Raw genomic sequence first — 22,330 nt, forward strand, 5'->3', positions numbered from 1 at the left:
GGGTTGATCAGGTAGATAATAGCAATGCTGAATAGTAGCCAACTTTGTAGAAAATAGCCCCGCTTGAAACCATCTTCATTGATAAAGTAGAAAAGCACGTTCCAGAAAATGATAATAGTTATGATGGATTTTAATTTTCTGAGTATATCTGCTTGATCTATCTCATCATTTGAGTCGATATAGCCAATAATCATAAAAAACAGTGGAGTGGCGATAATCGACAAAAAGTAGAGAACACTCATCACTTCACCACCTAAAAAACACTGTTCGGTACAGGTTTTACTGGCAGAGTAAAAGGTAACGGCAGAAAAGCAGCTTAATGTCTTTAGCGCATGTAAACCGACATTTCTCATATAATCGTTCGGCTTAAAATAGGGTTAAATGAGATATCCAGCTGGTGATGGCGGAGGTATAGCATTAGAACTTTCCTATTTAGGTTACTAATTTTTCTCTATTTTCACATACTATCCAAATGCTGTCACGTCTGACAGATTTAACTCTAAATAAACAAATGAGAAATATTCTTTTGAGAAAAAGACGTTTCCTACATCCTCCGGTGTTGACTTCCTATATATCTCATTGCGCCTCTATGGTTTACTCAAATGTAAGGTGTTTCCGGGCTATCTTCATAATATTTAATAGTTTTTATTTCATCACAAACAGATGTGAGTTAACAATTCATAGAGTGCTGAAGCACTAGCGGGTGTGGCCAATATGATAAGCTGTATGATCGTTGATAATGATAAATATCAAACGCTAGGTATGGTAACTATCGTAAAAAAGATATTTACATCTCTAGGATTCAAAAAAGAGATCAAATTCTATCGTAAAGCATTTTATTCAGCAGATATCATTTTTATTGGGGTTGATGAGTTCAGTTTCTTCGATGCTCTAAAACGTTTGGATAAAGCGCCTTCAGAAGCCGATGTTTTTTTAATTTGTGATGCTCGTTTGAATAGCTTCTTGCAGGGTATCCCAAGATTCGGCAATGTAACAATGATCTTCAGAGAAGACTGTGTAGATACTGTTACTAATAAGATTACGACTGTTTTCAAACGTAAGCTTCGCGGACTTAAAGATAATTTATCTGAGCGAAAATCCACGAAAATTCTAAGCTTGCCGTCGTCAGAACGGCAGTATTTGACACCCAATGAAAATATCGTGTTGAAATTGTTTAATGAGGGCTTTTCTGGTGGTGATATCGCCAGGATTTTGAAAAAAAGTGAGAAGACAGTCAGTGGACAAAAAAGGTCTGCCATGAAAAAACTGGGGGCCCGTACTGACGTTGAGTTAATTAAAATGTTTATGTTCAAATAGTTAATACAAATAATGGACTGAATTTTTGGTTGCTTTTTCCGTCAACATCAGAGAATACCAAAGGGATTGTCTAGTGCTAGCGGGCAGGGATGCCAGCTTAAAAAACCGGGAATACCCGGACAGCCCCAAAGCTATTTGGGGCTGTTTATGGGGCCGCTTTGTTTTAGTAAAAGCAAATTGTGATTAAATACTCTTCAATTTGGCGATGGTACTGTCAATATCAACTTCATGTTCAGAGAATGTGTATGTGACATTTTGGAATGTTGTAATCGATAACATTTTCAATGGCACTGTTTTTTCTGAAATATCCTCTTCTTGCGGTCGGATTTTATTCATTAGTAAATTGACCGAAAGGATGGTATTGGCTTTATCGACTTCAGCCTGTGCAGGCACTTCTTTAGTGAAGGTATTGAAGGACTTGATGCTGGTGAGTTTAATTCTTTCATTGGCAATAAAAATGTATTTGCTCTCTATAGCCACTTTCACCGCAAATGCTGACAACCCTTTTGTATTGGTTGTTGGCTCGAAAGTCACCTCCGCACCTTTTTTAATCATCTCGGGATTAGCAACTTTAATAACGTGAAAATAACGGTTATCTCCATTTTCATCGGTGATGAAACCAAAACCTTTATCTTCAAAAAAAGTTGTTATTCTACCGTTCATCATGCATCTCGTATTAGCGTATCCAATGGACAAGTATAATACAGGTGAAATGCTTTCAGATACAGTCTGACCCTTTTTTAGGGCCAGTTAGGGTGAATTGTAAAAGAGAGAAATATGGATTTCTGTGCTAAAAATTGAGCATAAAAGGTGGGCTTTTCACTTTTTCTCTGTTTTTTGTGATCTCTGCCGTGGACAAAAAACAGTTCTATTGCTGTACTGTATTGGACACACATTTTGTGTCCAACATTCACGTAAAGGTAAGTTTGATGTCTAAGATTAAAGGTAGCGTAAAGTGGTTCAATGAAGCTAAAGGCTTTGGTTTCATTACCCCAGAAGATGGCAGCAAAGACGTTTTCGTTCATTTCTCAGCCATCGCTAGCAACGGTTTCAAAACTCTTGCTGAAGGCCAGCGTGTAGAATTTGAAATCACGAGCGGTGCCAAAGGGCCATCAGCTGCTAATGTTATCGCTATCTAAGTAGCCCATATTTCTTAAAACCCGCCTCATTGTTATCAGGCGGGTTTTTTATTTATAGCGTCGAAAAGTATATTGACGGGGAGTGGGCTAAAACAGATATGCCCTTAAAAAGGCAACAGTGATAGCCAGGCAAAAAATGATTGCCAGCCATTCGGTTCCGGTTTTAGGTAAACTAAACATAGGATCTATCCAGCACATCAGTCACCCCATTGGCTAACTGTTCTTTGCTAAATAATTATCCGGTTCGTAGATTAAGAAAACATTAAGATGCTGTAAACAGTGGCGCTCTTTTCTCCGCGATTATTGCCCAGCAAAGTAATTAACCAATATGAAAGCCAGCATTGTCATGGCGAGTGAACCGGCAAGATTAAGTGCAATTGTGCCAGCAGCCCAAGCTAATTTCCCATCCTGAAGTAAATAGACAACTTCAACAGAGAAGGTTGAAAATGTTGTCAGTCCACCACAAAAGCCTGTGGTAATGAGTAACTTCCAAACAGGATCAATGTGCGCAATTCGGGTGAACAGTGCTAATGTCAGACCGATAATAAAAGCACCGACCAGGTTTACAATAAGTGTTCCCACCGGGATATTGGGGGAAAAACTGTTTAGCTTCATACTGACCAACCAACGGGCGACACTGCCCACACCACCACCAATAAATACTGCAAGCAATGTATTAAACATAAACACCTTTCTTTAAATATCGCTACATCGGAATTTTGCTGTGATTTAACTTGCCAGTTCAATGCGGTTGCGCCCATTGTCTTTTGCCAGATATAGCGCTGAGTCGGCAGCTTTTAACCATTGCTGATAGTTAATCATATCATGGCGGTAATCCGCGATACCGGCACTGACTCTGAGTTGTAGGGGCGGTGCCTGGGTAAAAACTAAATCGGCCAGCCTTTCCTGAATTCGCATTAATACTTCCCGCGTTTGTTCGGCAGTCGTATTAGGTAAAATAGCACCAAATTCATCCCCACCATAGCGGCCAACAATATCAATAGCGCGTAACCCCAGCAGTAATTCTTCCGCGAGAACTGTAATAGCTTCATCACCCACTGCATGACCAAAGGTATCATTAATAGATTTAAAATTATCAATATCCAATAAAATGAGTGTTGCTCCATGTTGGTAGCGTCGGCAACTATCAAATTGATTATGGAGTTGGTGCTCCCAATGTCTGCGATTATACAGCCCTGTTAATCCATCCCTGACACTGATGCGCAATAACTCTTCTTTATTTTCGGCTAACCGTTTTGCGGTTCTATAGGTGACTAAGCCGAGTAGAGAAGGGTAGATTATTATCATCGGCAGGCAGGCATATACCTGAAGCGGAGAGGTTTCAGGTTTAAAGGGCAAATTAAATATCCACGCAGTCAGTAAACTACAGGCTATCTGCAATGCCAGTCCTTTACAAAAAACGTTTTTTCCACCAGAAGCAATATTATTCATACTCATCATTGAGAGAATAACGACGGATGGCAGAGCATTGAATGACATTATTGCAACCCAGACACCGCCTAGTGCTGAGTCTATTTTCATATTAATGATTTCTTGCTCGAGGGGTTGCTCCGAGCGTAAGGCCAGTAGGTATGCAATATGTGGCCAGGCCAATCCATTAAGGACGAGCATGAACCATAGCCATAATGAGGCATTTTGTGTGTAGAGCACGGAGCCGACACAAAACATGCCAATACCTAAGCCAAATACTCGGGGTAAATAAGTCCTTTTAGCAAAACTTAACCCGGATCGACGGGTATTGATTCTACTTGAATAAGGCAATTGGCGGCTCCCTCGTTTTTTCTGCTTTGGGGGGATGTTTACGGCAATGTCTCATCCGGGATGAGTCAAAATAAAGAAGAATAGACCCTTGAGTAAATCATAGTTCACTAACGAAATCTGTTACATATTACTCTTGTTTTAATCGGCAATTTATTCGTAAATAGCGCATGATTTAATGAACAGTGCTAATCAAGAAGGTGTGTATGGAAGGTATCAGTATTACCAAATTGCTGGTAGTCGGCATATTGATTGTGTTGTTGTTTGGTACCAGCAAATTGCGCACGCTGGGTGCGGATCTGGGCGCGGCTCTGAAAGGCTTTAAAAAGGCGATGGGCAATGACGATGCTCCTCCTGCCAATACGGCTGCGGAGTCTAAATCAGCAACTGAAGCCAAACCGCCTATTGAGCATAAAGACTGATTAAATCGCCAGGTAATAGAAATCGGGCTGAGAAACAAAAACGGATCTCCAATGGAAATCCGTTTTTGATTGTCTGCGATTTAAGGTGTAATAAAGTATTTCAATCAAACTTGCCTGAACAACTATTCAGGCTCGATTGGCTTATTTTACTTCCAACCCTTTTGCTTGCAGGTCAGCATGGTAAGAGGAGCGAACAAATGGGCCGCAAGCCGCATGGGTAAAGCCCATTGCCATTGCTTCCGCTTTCATTTCATCAAACTCCGCTGGGCTAACATAGCGCTGTACAGGCAGATGGTGACGGCTAGGTTGCAAATATTGCCCCAGTGTCAGCATCGTTACGCCGTGACGGCGTAAATCTCGCATCACTTCCACGATTTCAGCATTGGTTTCACCCAAACCGACCATCAAACCAGATTTGGTCGGAATATCTGGATGGGCCTCTTTAAAACGCTCCAATAATTTAAGTGACCATTCATAGTTAGCCCCTGGGCGAACCTGACGATATACCCGTGGAACGTTTTCCAAATTATGATTAAAGACATCAGGTGGTGTGACAGTCAAAATATCTAATGCGCGATCCATACGGCCACGGAAATCGGGTACTAATGTTTCGATTTTAATGGTTGGATTTTTGGCTCGAATCGCTGAGATGCAATCTGCAAAGTGTTGAGCACCGCCATCACGCAAATCATCACGGTCAACAGAGGTGATAACCACATAGCGCAAGCCCATGTCTTTGATAGTCTGAGCCAATTTCTCTGGCTCATTGGCATCCGGTGTCACTGGACGACCGTGGGCAACGTCGCAGAATGGGCAGCGGCGGGTGCAAATTGCGCCGAGGATCATAAAGGTCGCGGTACCGTGGTTAAAGCACTCCGACAGGTTGGGGCAGGAGGCTTCTTCACAAACCGAGTGCAGACCATTTTTACGCATTGCTGCTTTAATACCTTGAATGCGGCTGGAGTCAGCAGGAAGCTTGATTTTCATCCACTCGGGTTTGCGTAGCAGCTCTTGGCGTTCGGTAACCACGGTTTTAATCGGGATGAGCGCCATTTTATCTGCGTCGCGGTATTTGACGCCGCGTTCCATCTGAATCGGTTTACTCATAATCGTGCAGGTTCCAGTTCTGAATCTCTCAACTTGAGATTTTTAATTAAATTCAACGGGATGTGGCGTCGTTAAAAAATTTTTGAAAATTGTTTAAAAATTATATCATCTTTAGCCAGTCCCATTCAGCCCCCAATTTTGTAGGCGTTTGTAAATAGCGCCATATTGAGTCGCTGTAGGAGCGTTATTCATACTTTACATTGCTTATTGCCGGGTTATTGGACGTCTGGCGGTAAATAATCAGCCAATGACCACGGCTGCTGCTCGGCATCGGGATAACCTAGCTGGCGGGTAAATTCGTGCACCAATATCGGTTGAACATCAGCCATAGTGGTACCCGCTTTCAGCGCGCTGACTTGCGTCATTTGCATCCCTGCGTAGCCACAGGGATTAATGCGCTGGAAGGGTTCCAGATCCATTGCAACATTTAATGCCAGACCATGGAATGAACAGCCCCTGCGAATGCGCAGACCTAATGAGCAAATTTTCTGTTGACCCACATAAACACCGGGAGCATCCGGGCGAGCTTGTGATTCAATGTCTAAATGGGCTAGCGTCGCAATCACAGTGTTCTCAATAGCGGTCACTAACTGCCGTACACCCAATTTGGCCCGCTTGAGATCAATCATGATATACATGACTTGTTGGCCTGGGCCATGGTAAGTGACCTGGCCCCCGCGATCACTTTGGATAACCGGAATATCACCGGGCATCAAAACATGTTCGGCTTTTCCTGCCTGACCCTGAGTAAAGACTTGTTGATGCTCAACCAGCCAGATTTCATCCGCGCTGGCATCGGTGCGAAACTCAGTAAAATTATGCATGGCTTGAGATACGGGGGCATAGGGTTGTAGCCCTAGCTGGCGTAAAATGATCTTGTGTTGTTGCAAGCGAGGCATCATCTGGTTACAGAAATGGTGGCGCCAGTATACCAGCCCAGCCGTAAGGGGCCACCATTTTGACAAGTGAAAGCGATAATTTGGTCGTAAAAAATAAGGCCCGACGGCTGAGTAAGCTGTGTGGGCCATAGGTGAATGGTCAGTATTTGAACGGTATTACAGTACCATTCTGACCAATTCAAGATTACCTAATTCTTCATACAGCGTTTCCACTTGCTCGATGTGGGTCGCTGTGATGGTAATGGAAACAGAGTGATAGTTGCCTTTGCTGCTCGGTTTTACCTGTGGGGTATAATCGCCCGGAGCATGGCGCTGTACCACTTCAACCACCTGGTTAACCAGTTGAGGTTCAGCAATGCCCATTACCTTGTAGGTAAAGGGACAAGGGAACTCAAGCAGTTCGTTCAGTTTAGTTTTCATGTGCGCTCCTGGGGTTTGACGGACAGATTGTTGTCGGACAGGTGTTAGGATAAAAAATATCCGACTATAAAATTATAACTCCCGCCGGAGCGGGAGTTTCACATTATTTATAACGTGGGGGCAGTCTGCTGTTTTTCAAGCCCTGCGATTAGCCGAACCAGCGGTGGAACATCAGTTTGATGTAGTCCACCATGCGGCTGAAGAAACCGCCTTCTTTCACTTCATTCATGACAACCAGTGGGCGTTGATCGATGGTTTTGCCATCCAACTGGAAGTTAATCATCCCAACAACCTGGTTTTTCGCCAGTGGCGCATGGATTTCTGGAGTATTCAGAACATAGCTGGCTTTCAAGTCTTTCATTCGGCCGCGTGGGATAGTCAGATAGACGTCTTTATCCACACCTAACTGCACACGATCACTGTCACCGAACCAAACTGGCTCTGAAGCAAACTCTTTACCGACTTTCAATGGTGCGACGGTTTCAAAGAAACGGAAGCCCCAGGTCAGCAGTTTTTTGCTTTCAGTTTCACGGCCTTTATAAGTGTGACCACCCAAAACGGCTGAAATCAAGCGCATTTGCCCATCGGTAGCGGATGCCACCAGATTATAACCAGCAGCTTCGGTATGGCCGGTTTTGATACCATCAACATTCAAGCTGGTATCCCACAGCAAACCATTACGGTTCATCTGACGGATATTATTGAAAGTGAATTCTTTCTCTTTGTAGATAGCATACTCATCTGGCACATCACGAATCAGCGCTTGACCAATCAGCGCCATATCGCGTGCAGAGCTGTACTGCCCTTCGGCATCTAAACCGTGAACGGTTTTGAACTGGGTATTTTGCAGGCCCAGCGCTTTAACGTAATTATTCATCAGGTTTACGAATGAGTCCTGGCTGCCGGCAACGTAATCCGCCATAGCAACACAAGCATCGTTACCCGATTGCAGGTTGATACCACGAGTTAGTTTCGACACTGGCACACGGTCACCTGGTTTCAGGAACATCAACGACGAACCCTTGAATTCAGGATTGCCGGTCGCCCACGCATCTTTACCCACGGTAACCATATCTTCTGGCCCGATTTTACCTGCTTTGATGGCTTGCCCAATGACATAACTGGTCATCATTTTGGTCAGGCTGGCAGGATTGCGGCGTGCATCGGCATTCATTTCTGCTAATACTTTGCCGGAGTTGTAATCAATCAGAACGTAGGCTTCCGCGTCGATCTGTGGTACGCCGGGGATCATGGTTTTTAAGTTGACGTCATCAGCGTTTGCAGCAGATGCTGCGCTCATAACAATAACAGTGCCGAGCGCCAGGCTCTTGATAATACGAGAAGTAGTTACATATTTCATGATCAGGACAACAACATCCGTGGAAGTAAGTTAAAAAACGTGCCACATCATACCATAGCCTTCTGACTTGACGCTGCTGCCTTGCGACAGCGCCAATTATTTTGGCTATAAACTCATGTGGCGCTTATGCATTCAACCGTAACATTCTGTTAGCACAGGGAGTTACGGTTATTTTTGTTTGGTTGGCCTTAAATTGCTACAAGCTATGTATATTTAAGGTGCCGCAACCACAAAGGACTGCTGTTGAGCCTCGCTCGACAGGCGCTGTTGCAGTTCAACAGCCTGCTGGCGGCTACTAAATGGCCCAAGCTGAACACGGTGGACGCTGCCATTGGTAGCGACTTTCCCCGGTACACCAAAACGTTGACTCAGACTCTGCTGCCAGGTTTGGGCACGGCTTGCATCACTCAGTGCGCCCACTTGAACCACATAGCCACCAGATGATGGGACGGTGGCCGGTGTTGCTGCCACTGACGAGGTAACAGGGCCGGGGTTAGCGACTACCGGTGGCTGTACCGATTGTGAACTCAGCGCGGGTTCGGAACTTTCGAGCACACCTGCGGGTACGGGGGTTGCTGCCCGCAGGAAACCACTGCTTTGTGGTGCCACCGGCTGAGTCGCATCAGCACCGGACAAATGACTGTTATCGATAGGGCGCACAGGCGCACTTACTGCCGGAGCATCTTGCTGAATCGGGGTACCCATACCACTGGAAGTGAGGTCCGGGCGGCTGGGTAATGCATAGCTTTGCTTCGCGATGGTGGTGCCAACCATTCCGGGGCCGGATAATGAGCCATCAGGTGCTACATTGATAAAATCAATCTTCACTTTGGTATTATTCGAAATATTTAGGCGGTCAGCGGCAGCTTTGGATAAATCAATCACCCGGCCAGGGGTATAGGGGCCGCGGTCATTGACGCGCACCACAATCTGGCGACCATTGCTGATGTTAGTGACTCGCACATAGCTTGGGATGGGCAGAGTAGGGTGGGCGGCTGTTAATGCATTGGGATCAAAAATTTCGCCCGTTGCTGTAGAGTTGCCATTAGCCTCTTCACCGTACCATGCCGCCAGCCCCACTTGACTGAAGTTTTGCGGGTCTTTAACGATGCTGTAAGACTGGCCATTCACTTTATAATCCTGATTAAAGTTAGGATTGAAAGGTTCATAGCGTGGTTCTGCACCGCTTATTTCTACCACCGGGCCATTGTATGTCTGCTGCACCTGTTGCTGGGGGGCAGGAGGTTGACTGGTACATGCTGATAGCAATACACCTGCGATGCCGATCCAAAGCCATTCCTTACGCATTGCTCACCTCTATAAATTCTTAGATAACATTTTTCGATGAGTATGTATCGACATCACGATACCAAACCCGGCCATCAGCACTATCAGCGCCGAGCCTCCGTAGCTGACCAAAGGCAAAGGTACGCCAACCACAGGTAAAATTCCACTTACCATACCTATGTTAACAAACACATATACAAAGAGAATCAGCATTAGCCCGCCAACCATGACTCGGCCGAAGGTGGTTTGTGCATGAGCTGCAATCACCAAACCCCGCATAATCAGGCACAAATAGAGGGCTAATAGTACCAATACGCCGATTAAACCTAACTCTTCTGCCAGTACAGCAAAGATAAAGTCGGTGTGGCGTTCTGGCAGGAATTCCAACTGTGACTGAGTTCCGTGCAGCCAGCCTTTACCTGATAACCCACCGGAACCAATAGCAATTTTAGACTGAATAATATGATAGCCCGCACCGAGTGGATCACTTTCTGGGTCTAGCAGCATCATCACGCGGTCTCGCTGATAGCCATGCATCAGGAAGAACCACAAAATAGGAATAAATGCGGCGACCAAAATGGCTGCAATGGCAATCAAACGCCAGCTCATACCGGAAAGGAACAGGACAAATAAGCCGGAGGCGGCTATCAGGATAGAGGTACCCAGATCGGGTTGTGCGGCGACCAATAAGGTCGGCATAAAGATTAAAATCAGTGCGATACCGGTATTTTTCAAGGACGGGGGGCAGACGTCGCGGTTCATAAAGCGTGCGACCATTAAGGGAACCGCAATTTTCGCAATTTCAGAGGGTTGGAAACGAATAAAGCCCAAATCCAGCCAGCGCTGTGCACCTTTACTGATTTGGCCAAATGCATCAACCAAGACCAGTAAAATGACACAGACGAAATAGAGATAAGGCGCCCAGCTTTCATAGACGCGGGGCGGGATCTGCGCCATGACCAGCATCACAACCAGGCCCATTGCAATTTGACCGACTTTGCGTTCCATCATGCCCATGTCTTGCCCGCTGGCGCTCCACATCACGAAGGCGCTATAAGCCAGCAGCGCCAGTACGCAAAGCAGAAACGGCAGGTCAATGTGCATTTTGTACCACAAAGAGCCTTTTTGTTGATTATCAGTCATGAGTTACCTTAATCCGCTGCAACTAATCTGCTTTAGCTAGTCTGCTTCAACGCCCGGAGGCAGAGGAGCTGCATCCGGTAATTCAGTGTTGTTATCGCCCAATAAGATATGGTCGAGAATTTGACGGGTAATCGTCCCTACCGCAGGCCCGGCCCCGCCGTTTTCTAAAATCATGGCGACAGATACCGTCGGGTTCTCGTAAGGGGCAAAGGCAACCATTAACTTATGGTCACGTAAGTGCTCGGCCACTTTATGGGCATTATAGGTTTCATAGCTATACACTTGCGCGGTACCGGATTTGGCTGCTGCTTTATATGGCGTACCTTCAAAGAACTTACGCCCCGTTCCGTTCGGGCGGTTGGCTACGCCATACATGCCATCTTTAGCAATTTCCCAGTAGCCAGAATGAATATCGCCAATCTGAGTACTGTCTTCTTGCTTATAAGGCACTAAAACGCCATCAATCCGAGTGCTTTGCAGCAAATGAGGTGTTTTAACTGCACCATCATTGATCAGGGTCATCAGGGCTTTTGCCATCTGAATAGGCGTGGCAGTCCAATAGCCCTGACCGATACCTACGGGGATGGTATCCCCTTGATACCAAGGTTTTTTATGGCGTTTTTGTTTCCATTCACGGGTCGGCATGAGGCCAGCCCGCTCTTCAGATAAGTCGATACCGGTGTATTCACCGTAACCGAATTTACTCATCCATGAGGATAAACGATCAATCCCCATGTCATAAGCCACCTGATAGAAGAAGGTATCGGCCGACTCTTCCAACGCTTTGGTGACATTCAGCCGGCCATGGCCCCATTTCTTCCAGTCGCGAAAACGTTTTTCCGAACCGGGCAACTGCCACCAACCGGGATCAAATAGGCTGGTGTTTTTGGTAATAACACCGGCACTGAGAGCCGAAACCGCAATATAGGGCTTTACCGTTGAGGCAGGCGGGTAAACCCCTTGAGTGGCGCGGTTGATCAATGGGCGATTCGGATCGTTCAATAACCCTTGGTAATCTTTATTAGAGATACCATCGACAAACAAATTCGGGTCATAGCTTGGGTTTGACACTAAGGCCAATATGCCACCGGTGCGCGGATCTGTTACCACTACTGCCGCACGGCTACCACTTAACAACTGCTCAATATAGGTTTGCAAGTGCAAATCGAGTGTCAGATAAATGTCTTTACCGGCTTGCGGTGGTTGCTCATGTAATTGGCGGATCACCCGGCCACGGTTATTGACTTCAACTTCTTCATAACCGGTTTTGCCGTGTAATACTGATTCATAATAGCGCTCAATACCCAGTTTGCCGATATCGTGGGTGGCGGCATAGTTCGCGAGAATACCTTCTTTATCCAGCCGCTCAACGTCTTTGTCGTTAATCTTGGAAACGTAGCCGATAACGTGGGTCAGCGCTGAGCCATAAGGGTAGTAGCGGCGTTGGTAGCCTTTGACCTCAATGCCGGGGAAGCGGAACTGATTAACCGCGAAACGAGCGACCTGCACTTCGGTGAGCGGTGTTTTAACCGCAATAGAGGTAAAGCGGCGTGAGCGCTTACGCTCTTTTTCAAAATTGGCGATATCCTCATCCGTCAGATCTACTATCGGGCGCAGTGCATTGAGGGTCGCGGGGAGATCTTCAATTTTTTCCGGCATCAGTTCTAACTGATAAATCGTCCGGTTCATTGCCAGCGGAGTACCGTTACGGTCAAATATCATGCCGCGGCTAGGGGCGATAGGAACCAGTTTAATGCGGTTTTCATTGGAACGGGTGCGATAGTCTTCAAAACGGACGATCTGCAAATTGTACATGTTTGCGACCAATATCCCACTTAGCAGCAGGATACCGAGGAACGCCACGAGGGCACGGCGGACAAACAAGGCTGACTCAGCCGAATAGTCGCGAAAAGGATTAGGTTCTTTTTTCATCCCACTGCTACTTCATTTTGCCCAAAACCAGCATCTTACTCAGAGCTATCACTTTACTCAGGTTCATCGCCCGCTTATTCCCGATGATAAGGGTGGTTGGTCGTAATACTCCAGGCACGATAGAGGCTTTCAGCCACTAAAACGCGCACTAAAGGGTGGGGTAGCGTCAACGGAGAGAGCGACCAGCTCTGCTCTGCGGCGGCTTTACAGGCCGGGGCTAATCCCTCAGGCCCGCCAATCAACAGGCTGACATCACGGCCATCCTGTTTCCAGCGTTCTAATTGCTGAGCCAACTGCGGGGTCTCCCAGGGAGTACCTGGGATATCCAGCGTGACAATACGGTTGTTTTTGCCAACCGCTGCCAGCATCAGCTCGCCTTCTTTTTCCAAAATGCGTTTGATATCCGCATTTTTGCCCCGTTTACCTGCGGGTATCTCTACCAGCTCGAAGGGCATATCTTTGGGAAAGCGGCGCAGGTAATCGGTAAAACCTGTCTGCACCCAGTCTGGCATTTTGGTGCCGACGGCTACCAGTTGCAGTTTCACCGCTTAGCTCCAGAGTTTTTCCAGTTCATACATACGGCGGCTTTCTTCTTGCATCACATGCACAATCACTTCGCCTAAATCGACCACTACCCAGTCAGAAACACCCTGACCTTCGATACCCAAAGGTATCATGCCTGCCGCACGGGATTCCTGAACCAGGTTATCTGCCAATGCCATCACATGGCGGGTAGAGGTGCCGGTACAAATAATCATGTAATCAGTGATACTGGACTTACCCTGAACATCCAGAGTGATGATGTCCTGGCCTTTCAAATCATCGAGCTTGTCGATAACAAATTCTTGGAGCGCTTTACCTTGCAAAGGTTCCCCCTCGGGTGATTTCTGTCTATAACGTTCTCAGGTACTGTTTCACAGGATACCCCGTGGACAGTTACCGGTAGCGAACGGTTATGATGTATTTATCGGCAGGATGCCGCTGAAAGCCAGCTGTTTATGCTAATTCACAGGGGTTTTCAGCGAATACCTGAAATTTAGCGGCGGAGTATAACATGGGTCAATGCATCGCGATATAAACCCTCAGCCACGAATCGCTTTCATACTTGAAGCCACAGGGGTGTTCGCTACGTTCACTCACCCGAATCACTTACCTGAGTAAGCTCATCGGGGCTAATGAGCCTCATCCTTGAGGCTCACCCTACGGGCTAGCATAAATGCTGTTCAAATCGGTTCCCGACCGATTTGTCATTCTCTTGCTGCCTACCTGCAACTTCAATTATTTTGGCGATATAAACCTTGTAACTCAATATATCGCTGTACAGCACGTGGCAGGAGATCATCGCAACTTTCGCCGTTATGACGCCGATGGCGAATATCAGTGGCAGAAATGTCCAGTAAAGGCGTATCTGCCAGATAAATTGCACCATGCGGGCGCAGGCTCAGTGCTTGTGGATCAAAAACGCGATGAGCATCAAGCCATTGCTGTAGCTCTGGTGTTTCCAGTGTTTGCGCATAGCCTGGGCGAGCGCACACTAGCAAATGACACACATCTAACAATGACTGCCAGCGATGCCATTTATGCAGCGATAATAATGAATCTTGCCCAATAATAAACGCTAAGGGACGTTCAGCACCACGTTCTTTACGAAGTGACTCCAAGGTGTCAATGGTGAATGATGGGGTATCACGCAATAACTCTCGTGAATCAACACTGAACAATGGGTTGCCGGCCACAGCCAGTTCGACCATTTTTAGCCGCTGCTGTGCATTGGCCTCAGGTTGAGGGCGATGAGGTGGCACATGATTAGGTAGCAAAATAATGTGTTGCAAACCCACTTGTTGAGCCAATGCTTCAACAGGCTTTAAATGGCCATAATGAATGGGATCAAAAGTACCGCCGAACAGGGCATACAGGGTGCGAGTCGGGGATTTATTGGGCATCAAAAAAACTCTCAGGTAAAATTTTTCCACACATCAGCATAGATAGTGTTTCTAGCTCCGGCCAGATTGACTGACCGTAATCCTGTTTCAGGCGAACTTCCATCTGTGTCAGTAAACGCACGGCTTGTTGCAGTTGTGGCATGGAAAGACGTTGTAGCGCTTGGGTCATCATCGGACGACGATTTTGCCACACTTTAAATTGATCGAATAATGTTCGCAGTGGCACCTGCTCCATGCGGCGCTTTAGCGTTAACAATTGCAATAACTCGCGCTGAAGCGTGCGTAGCAAAATAACCGGCTCACTGTCTTCCTGCTGTAATTGTTGCAGGATATGCCAGGCACGTTTGCTTTTCCCCGCCAGCAAAGCATCAAGCCAGTGGTAAGGGGTGAAATGTGCGGCATCGTTGACGGCTTGCTCTACTTTGGGCAGTGTTAATTTACCGTCCGGATAGAGTAATGATAGGCGTTCCAATGCCTGTGATAACGCCAGCAGGTTACCCTCATAGCAGTAGCAAAGTAGCTGAACGGCGGCATCATCAATATCTAAATTTAGACTTTTGGCGCGCGTGCTTACCCAACGAGGGAGCTGCGCCTGTTCTGGTGTCTGGCAACTGACGAACACCGCATTTGGGCTGAGAGCTTTAAACCATGCGCTGTTTTCTTGCGCTTTAGTCAACTTATTGGCGCGCAATATCAGCAGAATATCTGGGTGCAAAAGGCCGGATAATTTGACCAATTGCTCATTCATCGGTGCAGTTAATCCACTGTCAGGGAAACTTAACTGTAATATTTGGCGGTTGGCAAATAAGCTCAGCGCCTGACAAAGGCTAAAAATATTGTCCCATTCAGTGTGGGCATCCAGTGAAAAACTGAAATACTCACTGAAATCATGCGCTGCTGCTACACGGCGAATATGGTCCTGACTTTCCTGTAATAACAAGGGTTCGTTACCACACAACAGATAACAAGCGCGCAGCCCCTCATGGAGCTGCGCGACAAGTTGTTCAGGATAAACTCGGATCATTGGGCAGAGGCACTGACGGCAGGTTTGCCAATATTAATTTCTTCGACATCAGCCATTTTAGCAGCACCGGTGGCAGTCTGACTGCCAGTGAGTGTATCGCCATTTTCCTGTGCGTTTTTTATTTCCGCGGCATGTACCACCAACAACTTACGCACTAACTGTTGCGCCGCCTGGTCACGCATTTCCTGACGCAGCACTTCGGCTTCAGCTTCTTTCGCCAGTGCGGTTAACGGGTTATCGAAGAAGGTACGGAAGACATTCACCCGAATTGGGTAAATATCATGACCTGGAATCAATACTTGCGCCTGAACGTGTAATACCAACTGATACTCGGCTGTCACACCGTTACGGAAGATAGACACGGTATCCTGACTCTGGGATGAACCGATAATCCGCAGTGTTGGCAAGTCTTTGCGCATCGGGTCATCAACAATAGTGACGTTACTTAAACGCAATTGTTGGCGTATCGCACGGGTTAACGGGCCATAAGGATCTCTACTTTCCAGCAACAGTTTTTGCAGTTCAGGTGGCACCTGAGTGGTGCCGCGCAGATTAAAGCCACAGCCCGCGGTGACCAGCACCGCCAACCCCAGCAACAGCATCAGAATACGATGTCGCACAACTCCTCCTTGCCTTAACCTACAACCAGGTTAAGCAGTTTGCCAGGGACATAGATGACTTTACGTACAGTAACCCCATCCAGGTATTTAGCCACCAAGTGTTCCTGACCAGCACGTTCACGCACTTGCTGTTCAGTGGCATCGGCTGGCACAGTAATGCGGCCACGCACTTTGCCATTAACCTGTACGACCACTAATTTAGAGTCTTCAACCATCGCCTGTTCATCAGCGACTGGCCATGGTGCGGTATCAATATCACCCTCGCCACCCAGCGCTTGCCACAAGCTGAAACAAACATGGGGGGTGAATGGATAAAGCATACGAACCACTGCCAGTAATGCTTCTTGCAGCAGAGCACGGTCTTGCTCGGTTTCCTGCGGTGCGCGGCCCAGCTTATTCATCAACTCCATCACCGCAGCAATCGCGGTATTGAAAGTTTGACGGCGGCCCACGTCATCAGTGACTTTGGCAATGGTTTTGTGCAGGTCGCGACGCAATGATTTCTGCTCTTCCGTCAGGCTGGCAACATCCAGTGGTGCGGTTGCTCCTTTGGCGGTGTGATCATAGGCCAGACGCCAGACGCGTTTCAGGAAGCGGTTAGCCCCTTCAACACCTGATTCCTGCCATTCCAGCGTCATTTCTGCCGGTGAAGCAAACATCATAAACAGGCGCACGGTATCAGCACCGTACTTTTCTACCATGACTTGCGGGTCGATACCGTTATTTTTCGATTTCGACATTTTGCTCATGCCTGCGTAAACCAGTTCATGGCCTTCGGCATCAGTCGCTTTAACAATACGGCCTTTATCATCACGCTCAACAATGGCATCAACCGGTGAAACCCAGATACGTTCACCGTTGGAACCGGTGTAGTAGAAGGCATCTGCCAGAACCATACCCTGACACAGCAGGCGCTTGGCTGGCTCATCAGAGTCAACTAAACCTGCGTCACGCAGCAATTTGTGGAAAAAGCGGAAATACATCAGGTGCATGATGGCATGTTCGATACCACCGACATATTGATCGACCGGCAGCCAATAGTTGGCGGCGGCTGGATCCAGCATACCTTTATCAAATTGTGGACAGGTGTAGCGCGCGTAATACCATGATGATTCCATAAAGGTATCAAAGGTATCGGTTTCACGCAGGCCGGGCATACCATTAACGGTAGTTTTTGCCCACTCAGGATCGGCCTTTATTGGGCTGGTAATACCATCCATCACCACATCTTCCGGCAGGATAACCGGCAGTTGATCTTCAGGTGTCGGTACCACGGTGCCGTCTTCCAGGGTCACCATCGGGATAGGCGCACCCCAATAACGCTGGCGGGAAACACCCCAGTCACGCAGGCGATAGTTGACTTTTCGCTGGCCCACGCCGAGGGCGACCAGTTTGTCGGCGACAGCATTGAAGCCATCTTCATAATTCAGACCATCAAACTCACCGGAGTTGAACAGTATGCCTTTCTCGGTCATGGCTTCCTGGCTCAAGTCTGGCTCACTGCCATCAGCGGCCAAAATAACCGGTTTGATTGGCAAATTATATTTAGTCGCAAATTCCCAGTCGCGGGCATCGTGGCCTGGAACCGCCATTACCGCACCGGTGCCGTAATCCATCAAGACAAAGTTAGCCGCCCAGATAGGTAATTTTTCACCTGTCAGTGGATGGATGGCGTACAGGCCGGTGGCCATGCCTTTTTTCTCCATGGTGGCCATTTCAGCTTCGGCAACCTTGGTGTTACGGCATTCAGCAACAAAATCAGCCAGTGCGGGGTTAGTCGCCGCGGCTTGTAATGACAGCGGGTGACCAGCAGCAACGGCTACGTAGGTTACCCCCATAAAGGTGTCTGGACGCGTGGTGTAAACGGAGAGCTTCTCTTCGCTATCCGCGACGTCGAAAATGATATCAACCCCTTCGGAGCGGCCAATCCAGTTACGCTGCATCGTCTTGACTTGTTCTGGCCAGCTTTCCAGCGTGTCCAGGTCATTAAGCAATTGATCAGCGTAATCAGTGATTTTAATAAACCACTGTGGGATTTCTTTACGTTCAACTTTGGTATCACAACGCCAGCAGCAGCCGTCGATAACCTGCTCGTTAGCCAAAACGGTCAGATCGTGTGGACACCAGTTAACCGCAGAGGTCTTTTTGTAGACCATGCCTTTCTCATACAATTTGGTGAAGAACCACTGTTCCCAACGATAGTAATCGGGGTCACAGGTGGTAATCTCGCGATCCCAATCGTAGCCGAAGCCCAGTAACTTTAACTGGTTCTTCATGTATTCGATGTTGTCGTAAGTCCAGGGGGCCGGAGCGGTATTGTTTTTTACCGCAGCACCTTCAGCTGGCAGACCAAATGCATCCCAGCCGATAGGCTGTAGCACGTTTTTGCCCAGCATGCGCTGGTAACGGGAGATAACATCACCAATGGTGTAGTTACGAACGTGCCCCATATGTAGGCGTCCTGACGGATACGGCAGCATGGATAGGCAGTAATATTTTTCTTTGCTGGTATCTTCAGTGACTTTAAAAGTTTGCTTCTCTTGCCAGTGAAGCTGTACTTGCGTTTCGATATCTTCTGGGCGGTATTGCTCTTGCATGGCGGCCGGTGGTCCTATAGTGAAAAACAGCTACGCCTGTAGCATCATCTGTTTCATATCATAAAGAGAGATCCGCATAGCATAGCTGATAAGCGGCAGCGGCAACAACACTCTGCATCCTACAGGAGGCTTTTTCTGCGCAGTGAATGGCAGAAATCATCAAAGCGGGGCAGGAACAACCTGATGATGACGTGACTTCAGTCATTTACGACTAAAATAATTAACGTTAGCTTTAATATCAGAGAAAGTATGAGCAGATAACAGAGACGGGTAACTCAAGCAGATGACAGGCCCTATTTTCTTTGTCACAACGTTGGCTTTATCACAATTTGCTTTATCACAATTTGCTTTATCACAACCGTGGATCGAGGAGACTGTATGAACAAGGTAGCTCAATATTATCGTGAGTTGGTGACATCACTGACTGAACGCTTGAAAAATGGTGAACGTGATATCGATAAGCTGGTGGACAGCGCCGAACAGCGGTTGGATGCCGTAGAAGAGTTATCCCGCAGTGAAGTTGAGCAAATTATCCAGGCGGTGCGGCGTGATCTGGAAGAGTTTGCTCGTAGCTATGAAGAAAGTAAGGATGAATTCACTGATAGCGTATTTATGCGTGTTATCAAAGAAAGCTTGTGGCAAGAACTGGCTGATATCACCGATAAAACGCAATTAGAGTGGCGTGAAGTGTTTAAAGATGTCAGTCATCATGGGGTTTATCACAGCGGAGAGGTGGTTGGCTTAGGCAATCTGGTCTGTGAAAAATGCCACTATCATCTGGCTTTCTATACCCCAGAAGTGCTGCCAGTCTGCCCAAAATGCGGCCATGATCAGTTTACGCGTCGGCCATTCCAGCCTTGATAGCGGGTGGTACATATACAATCTCCCCCATCAATGTGGGGGAGTTATAGCCATTAATTAATGCAGGATTTTCGCCAGGAAGTCTTTAGCGCGATCAGATTTAGGATTATTAAAGAAATCATCTTTGTTGCTGTCTTCGACGATTTTCCCTTCATCCATGAAAATAACCCTGTTAGCCACTTTCCGGGCGAAGCCCATTTCGTGGGTGACGACCATCATGGTCATGCCTTCCAGTGCCAGTTTGACCATAACATCCAACACTTCGTTAATCATTTCAGGGTCAAGGGCTGAAGTCGGTTCGTCAAACAGCATGGCGATAGGATCCATACAAAGCGCGCGGGCAATCGCAACACGCTGTTGCTGGCCGCCAGATAACTGCGAGGGGAATTTATCCGCGTGGGTGGAAAGACCGACACGCTCTAACAGCTTTAGCCCTTTCTCGCGTGCTTCCGCTTTGTCGCGTTTGAGCACTTTGACTTGCGCCAGTGTCAGGTTTTCAATAATAGACAGGTGTGGGAACAGTTCAAAATGCTGGAATACCATGCCGACTTTGGAGCGTAATTGCGCCAGATTGGTGCCCTTATCATTCACACCAATACTATTGACTGTAATGCTGCCTTTCTGGATAGGCTCCAGTCCATTAACCGTTTTGATTAAGGTTGATTTGCCTGAGCCGGAAGGGCCGCAGACTACCACGACCTCGCCTTTTTTAACTTCGGTAGTGCAGTCAGCCAGCACCTGAAAGTGGCCGTACCACTTAGAAACATTTTTCAGGGAAATCATCAAACAGTCCTTTTCTTCAAATAGTTAACCAGCATCGACGCGGAAAAACTGATAACGAAATACACCAAACCGGCAAACAGCACCATTTCGACCTGAGTACCGTCCCGCTCGCCAATCGTGGTCGCGGTGCGGAAGAAATCGGCCAGACTAAGGACATACACCAGCGATGTATCCTGAAATAACACGATCCCTTGGGTTAACAGTAATGGCACCATGGCGCGGAAAGCCTGCGGCAGGATAACCAATCTCATTGACTGGCCTTGGGTCATGCCCAACGCCAGGGCCGCAGAGGATTGCCCACGAGAGATGCTTTGGATCCCGGCACGGATAATTTCTGAGTAATAAGCCGCTTCAAATAATGAAAAGGCTACCATGGCAGAGATTAAGCGAATATCAGTTTTTGGTGATAAGCCCAGCACATTTTGTAATAAGCTCGGCACGACCAGATAAAACCACAACAGCACCATGACCAACGGAATGGAGCGGAACACGTTGACATAAGCGGTAGCGAACCAACTGATAGCTTTAACTGGCGACAGACGCATCACCGCCAGAACTGTGCCCCACACTATCCCGAACACAATGGCGATGAGGGTTATTTTGGCAGTAACCGCCAAACCTTGCAGCAGGTATGGCAGGCTGGGTGCGATGGAACTCCAATCAAATTCGTACATTATTTACTCCCCAGATTGCCGGGTAACTGCACTTTCTTTTCAACTATTCGCATCAACAGCATGATCACGGCATTGATCAGTACATAGCCAAGGGTGATGGCGGTGAATGACTCATAGGCGTGAGCTGAGTAATCCAGCAATTTACCCGCCTGCGCAGCCATATCTACCAGCCCGATGGTGGAAGCGATCGCTGAGTTTTTAACCAGATTGAGCATTTCTGAGGTCATCGGGGGAATAATCACCCGATAAGCATTGGGCAATAAAACATAGCGATAAGTCTGTGGCAGGGTTAATCCCATCGCCAGACCGGCCGCTTTCTGACCGCGAGGCAGAGATTGGATCCCGGCTCGAACCTGCTCACAAACACGGGCGGCGGTGAACAAGCCAAGACACATCATTGATGAGAGGAAGAACTGTATATTCGGATCCAATTCGCTTTTGAACCACATGCCAAGATCGGCTGGCAATAATTCAGGGACCACCAAATACCAGGTAAAGAATTGCACAATCAGCGGCACATTACGGAATAGCTCTACGTAACAGGCCCCAATACTCGATAAAATGCGGTTGGGGACTGTTCTTAAAATCCCAAATAAAGAACCGACGAAGAAAGCGATAACCCAGGCGCATAATGATAATGCGACAGTGACCTGAAAGCCGGACCAGATCCAGCCAAGATAGGTGGTATTACCGAAAGGGGCCGGTTGCAGAAAAATGCCCCAGTTCCAGTCTATTGACATAAAAAACTCCCTTAAAAGGATGGGTAAGCCACCCTGATGACTGATGATTCAATGCGTTGCGGCCTCCCGAGGGTGAGAAAAAAATGCGGAGTGGGGAACGGCCACCCCGCATCCTGTCTTTACCCTGCATCTTTCAAATTGCAGATGTGTTGGCTACCCTCGTTCACCTGAATCACTTATTTGCATAAGCTCATCAGGATTCTCTTGCTTGCCGCCTTCCTGCACTCTGAAATCTATTGGGTATCCCATCGGTCCATCATCAATCTGTAGGGCTAGCAGAGCT

23 protein-coding genes and 1 pseudogene are annotated in these 22,330 nt (G+C 47.4%); 4 read left to right on the plus strand and 20 right to left on the minus strand.

All coding sequences use genetic code 11. From position 1 onward, the window contains the following. Positions 1 to 353 (minus strand): annotated as a pseudogene (locus tag HU019_RS00820) (acyltransferase); the annotation flags it as partial. A 373-nt stretch (positions 354 to 726) separates the two neighbouring features. On the opposite strand from HU019_RS00820, the gene HU019_RS00825 reads away from it, so the two are divergent. After that, positions 727 to 1,317 (plus strand): helix-turn-helix transcriptional regulator, encoded by a 591-nt coding sequence (locus HU019_RS00825; protein ID WP_174848034.1) that lies wholly within the window; start codon positions 727 to 729, stop codon positions 1,315 to 1,317. Between the two features lie 183 nt (positions 1,318 to 1,500). Here the strand turns inward: HU019_RS00825 and HU019_RS00830 are convergent, their stop codons facing one another. Further along, a complete protein-coding gene (locus HU019_RS00830; RefSeq protein ID WP_077293636.1) occupies positions 1,501 to 1,980 on the minus strand; it encodes a cold-shock protein in 480 nt (159 codons plus the stop codon). A gap of 266 nt (positions 1,981 to 2,246) precedes the next feature. On the opposite strand from HU019_RS00830, the gene cspE reads away from it, so the two are divergent. Next, positions 2,247 to 2,456, plus strand: a complete 210-nt coding sequence (cspE, locus tag HU019_RS00835; protein ID WP_004716300.1) for a transcription antiterminator/RNA stability regulator CspE — start codon at positions 2,247 to 2,249, stop codon at positions 2,454 to 2,456. A 300-nt stretch (positions 2,457 to 2,756) separates the two neighbouring features. Here the strand turns inward: cspE and crcB are convergent, their stop codons facing one another. Further along, positions 2,757 to 3,140 carry a fluoride efflux transporter CrcB gene (gene crcB, locus HU019_RS00840; protein WP_174848033.1) on the minus strand — a complete coding sequence of 128 codons (384 nt, stop codon included), beginning with the start codon at positions 3,138 to 3,140 and terminating at the stop codon, positions 2,757 to 2,759. A 45-nt stretch (positions 3,141 to 3,185) separates the two neighbouring features. After that, a complete protein-coding gene (locus tag HU019_RS00845) occupies positions 3,186 to 4,238 on the minus strand; it encodes a diguanylate cyclase (RefSeq protein WP_174848032.1) in 1,053 nt (350 codons plus the stop codon). Between the two features lie 203 nt (positions 4,239 to 4,441). On the opposite strand from HU019_RS00845, the gene tatA reads away from it, so the two are divergent. Further along, positions 4,442 to 4,657: a Sec-independent protein translocase subunit TatA gene (gene tatA / locus HU019_RS00850; RefSeq protein WP_174848031.1), complete on the plus strand. Its 216-nt coding sequence runs from the start codon at positions 4,442 to 4,444 to the stop codon at positions 4,655 to 4,657. Positions 4,658 to 4,798: 141 nt separating this feature from the next. On the opposite strand, the gene lipA is transcribed toward tatA, so the two are convergent. The 13 genes from lipA to leuS all read right to left on the minus strand — a co-directional run bounded on the left by lipA (position 4,799) and on the right by leuS (position 18,989). Further along, positions 4,799 to 5,764: a lipoyl synthase gene (gene lipA / locus HU019_RS00855; RefSeq protein WP_004712243.1), complete on the minus strand. Its 966-nt coding sequence runs from the start codon at positions 5,762 to 5,764 to the stop codon at positions 4,799 to 4,801. A 215-nt stretch (positions 5,765 to 5,979) separates the two neighbouring features. Beyond that, complete coding sequence (gene lipB, locus HU019_RS00860; protein WP_174848030.1) at positions 5,980 to 6,666, minus strand: lipoyl(octanoyl) transferase LipB; 687 nt, start codon at positions 6,664 to 6,666, stop codon at positions 5,980 to 5,982. Between the two features lie 153 nt (positions 6,667 to 6,819). After that, complete coding sequence (gene ybeD / locus HU019_RS00865; RefSeq protein ID WP_050077656.1) at positions 6,820 to 7,083, minus strand: DUF493 family protein YbeD; 264 nt, start codon at positions 7,081 to 7,083, stop codon at positions 6,820 to 6,822. A gap of 148 nt (positions 7,084 to 7,231) precedes the next feature. Beyond that, positions 7,232 to 8,443: a D-alanyl-D-alanine carboxypeptidase DacA gene (dacA, locus tag HU019_RS00870; protein ID WP_050077657.1), complete on the minus strand. Its 1,212-nt coding sequence runs from the start codon at positions 8,441 to 8,443 to the stop codon at positions 7,232 to 7,234. A gap of 213 nt (positions 8,444 to 8,656) precedes the next feature. Then, the gene (rlpA, locus tag HU019_RS00875; RefSeq protein WP_174848029.1) at positions 8,657 to 9,751 is read right to left on the minus strand and encodes an endolytic peptidoglycan transglycosylase RlpA; all 1,095 of its coding nucleotides are present in this window, start codon (positions 9,749 to 9,751) and stop codon (positions 8,657 to 8,659) included. A 9-nt stretch (positions 9,752 to 9,760) separates the two neighbouring features. Further along, the gene (gene mrdB, locus HU019_RS00880; RefSeq protein ID WP_011816839.1) at positions 9,761 to 10,873 is read right to left on the minus strand and encodes a peptidoglycan glycosyltransferase MrdB; all 1,113 of its coding nucleotides are present in this window, start codon (positions 10,871 to 10,873) and stop codon (positions 9,761 to 9,763) included. A gap of 36 nt (positions 10,874 to 10,909) precedes the next feature. After that, complete coding sequence (gene mrdA / locus HU019_RS00885; RefSeq protein ID WP_174848028.1) at positions 10,910 to 12,805, minus strand: peptidoglycan DD-transpeptidase MrdA; 1,896 nt, start codon at positions 12,803 to 12,805, stop codon at positions 10,910 to 10,912. A 74-nt stretch (positions 12,806 to 12,879) separates the two neighbouring features. Beyond that, positions 12,880 to 13,350 carry a 23S rRNA (pseudouridine(1915)-N(3))-methyltransferase RlmH gene (gene rlmH / locus HU019_RS00890; protein ID WP_174848027.1) on the minus strand — a complete coding sequence of 157 codons (471 nt, stop codon included), beginning with the start codon at positions 13,348 to 13,350 and terminating at the stop codon, positions 12,880 to 12,882. Between the two features lie 3 nt (positions 13,351 to 13,353). Further along, the gene (gene rsfS / locus HU019_RS00895) at positions 13,354 to 13,671 is read right to left on the minus strand and encodes a ribosome silencing factor (RefSeq protein ID WP_050077660.1); all 318 of its coding nucleotides are present in this window, start codon (positions 13,669 to 13,671) and stop codon (positions 13,354 to 13,356) included. A gap of 408 nt (positions 13,672 to 14,079) precedes the next feature. Beyond that, entirely contained in the window at positions 14,080 to 14,748 is a 669-nt protein-coding gene (gene nadD / locus HU019_RS00900) for a nicotinate-nucleotide adenylyltransferase (protein ID WP_174848026.1), read from the minus strand. Beyond that, complete coding sequence (holA, locus tag HU019_RS00905; protein WP_174848025.1) at positions 14,738 to 15,772, minus strand: DNA polymerase III subunit delta; 1,035 nt, start codon at positions 15,770 to 15,772, stop codon at positions 14,738 to 14,740. Before holA ends, nadD begins: the two co-directional genes overlap by 11 nt. Further along, positions 15,769 to 16,392: an LPS assembly lipoprotein LptE gene (lptE, locus tag HU019_RS00910; RefSeq protein ID WP_174848024.1), complete on the minus strand. Its 624-nt coding sequence runs from the start codon at positions 16,390 to 16,392 to the stop codon at positions 15,769 to 15,771. Before lptE ends, holA begins: the two co-directional genes overlap by 4 nt. Positions 16,393 to 16,406: 14 nt before the next feature. After that, a complete protein-coding gene (leuS, locus tag HU019_RS00915) occupies positions 16,407 to 18,989 on the minus strand; it encodes a leucine--tRNA ligase (protein WP_174848023.1) in 2,583 nt (860 codons plus the stop codon). A 378-nt stretch (positions 18,990 to 19,367) separates the two neighbouring features. Here leuS and HU019_RS00920 point away from each other — a divergent pair, with 378 nt between their 5' ends. Then, the gene (locus HU019_RS00920; RefSeq protein WP_019081193.1) at positions 19,368 to 19,850 is read left to right on the plus strand and encodes a zinc ribbon-containing protein; all 483 of its coding nucleotides are present in this window, start codon (positions 19,368 to 19,370) and stop codon (positions 19,848 to 19,850) included. A 57-nt stretch (positions 19,851 to 19,907) separates the two neighbouring features. Here HU019_RS00920 and HU019_RS00925 read toward each other — a convergent pair whose 3' ends face one another. The 3 genes from HU019_RS00925 to HU019_RS00935 are packed head-to-tail and all read right to left on the minus strand — an operon-like array spanning position 19,908 to position 22,047. Then, a complete protein-coding gene (locus HU019_RS00925) occupies positions 19,908 to 20,633 on the minus strand; it encodes an amino acid ABC transporter ATP-binding protein (protein ID WP_174848022.1) in 726 nt (241 codons plus the stop codon). Next, positions 20,633 to 21,307 (minus strand): glutamate/aspartate ABC transporter permease GltK, encoded by a 675-nt coding sequence (gene gltK / locus HU019_RS00930; RefSeq protein WP_005167916.1) that lies wholly within the window; start codon positions 21,305 to 21,307, stop codon positions 20,633 to 20,635. Before gltK ends, HU019_RS00925 begins: the two co-directional genes overlap by 1 nt. Continuing rightward, entirely contained in the window at positions 21,307 to 22,047 is a 741-nt protein-coding gene (locus tag HU019_RS00935) for an amino acid ABC transporter permease (protein WP_005158409.1), read from the minus strand. Before HU019_RS00935 ends, gltK begins: the two co-directional genes overlap by 1 nt. Positions 22,048 to 22,330: the final 283 nt, after the last annotated feature.

Origin of the sequence: Yersinia artesiana, assembly GCF_902726545.1 — a bacterium.
GTDB lineage: Bacteria > Pseudomonadota > Gammaproteobacteria > Enterobacterales > Enterobacteriaceae > Yersinia > Yersinia artesiana.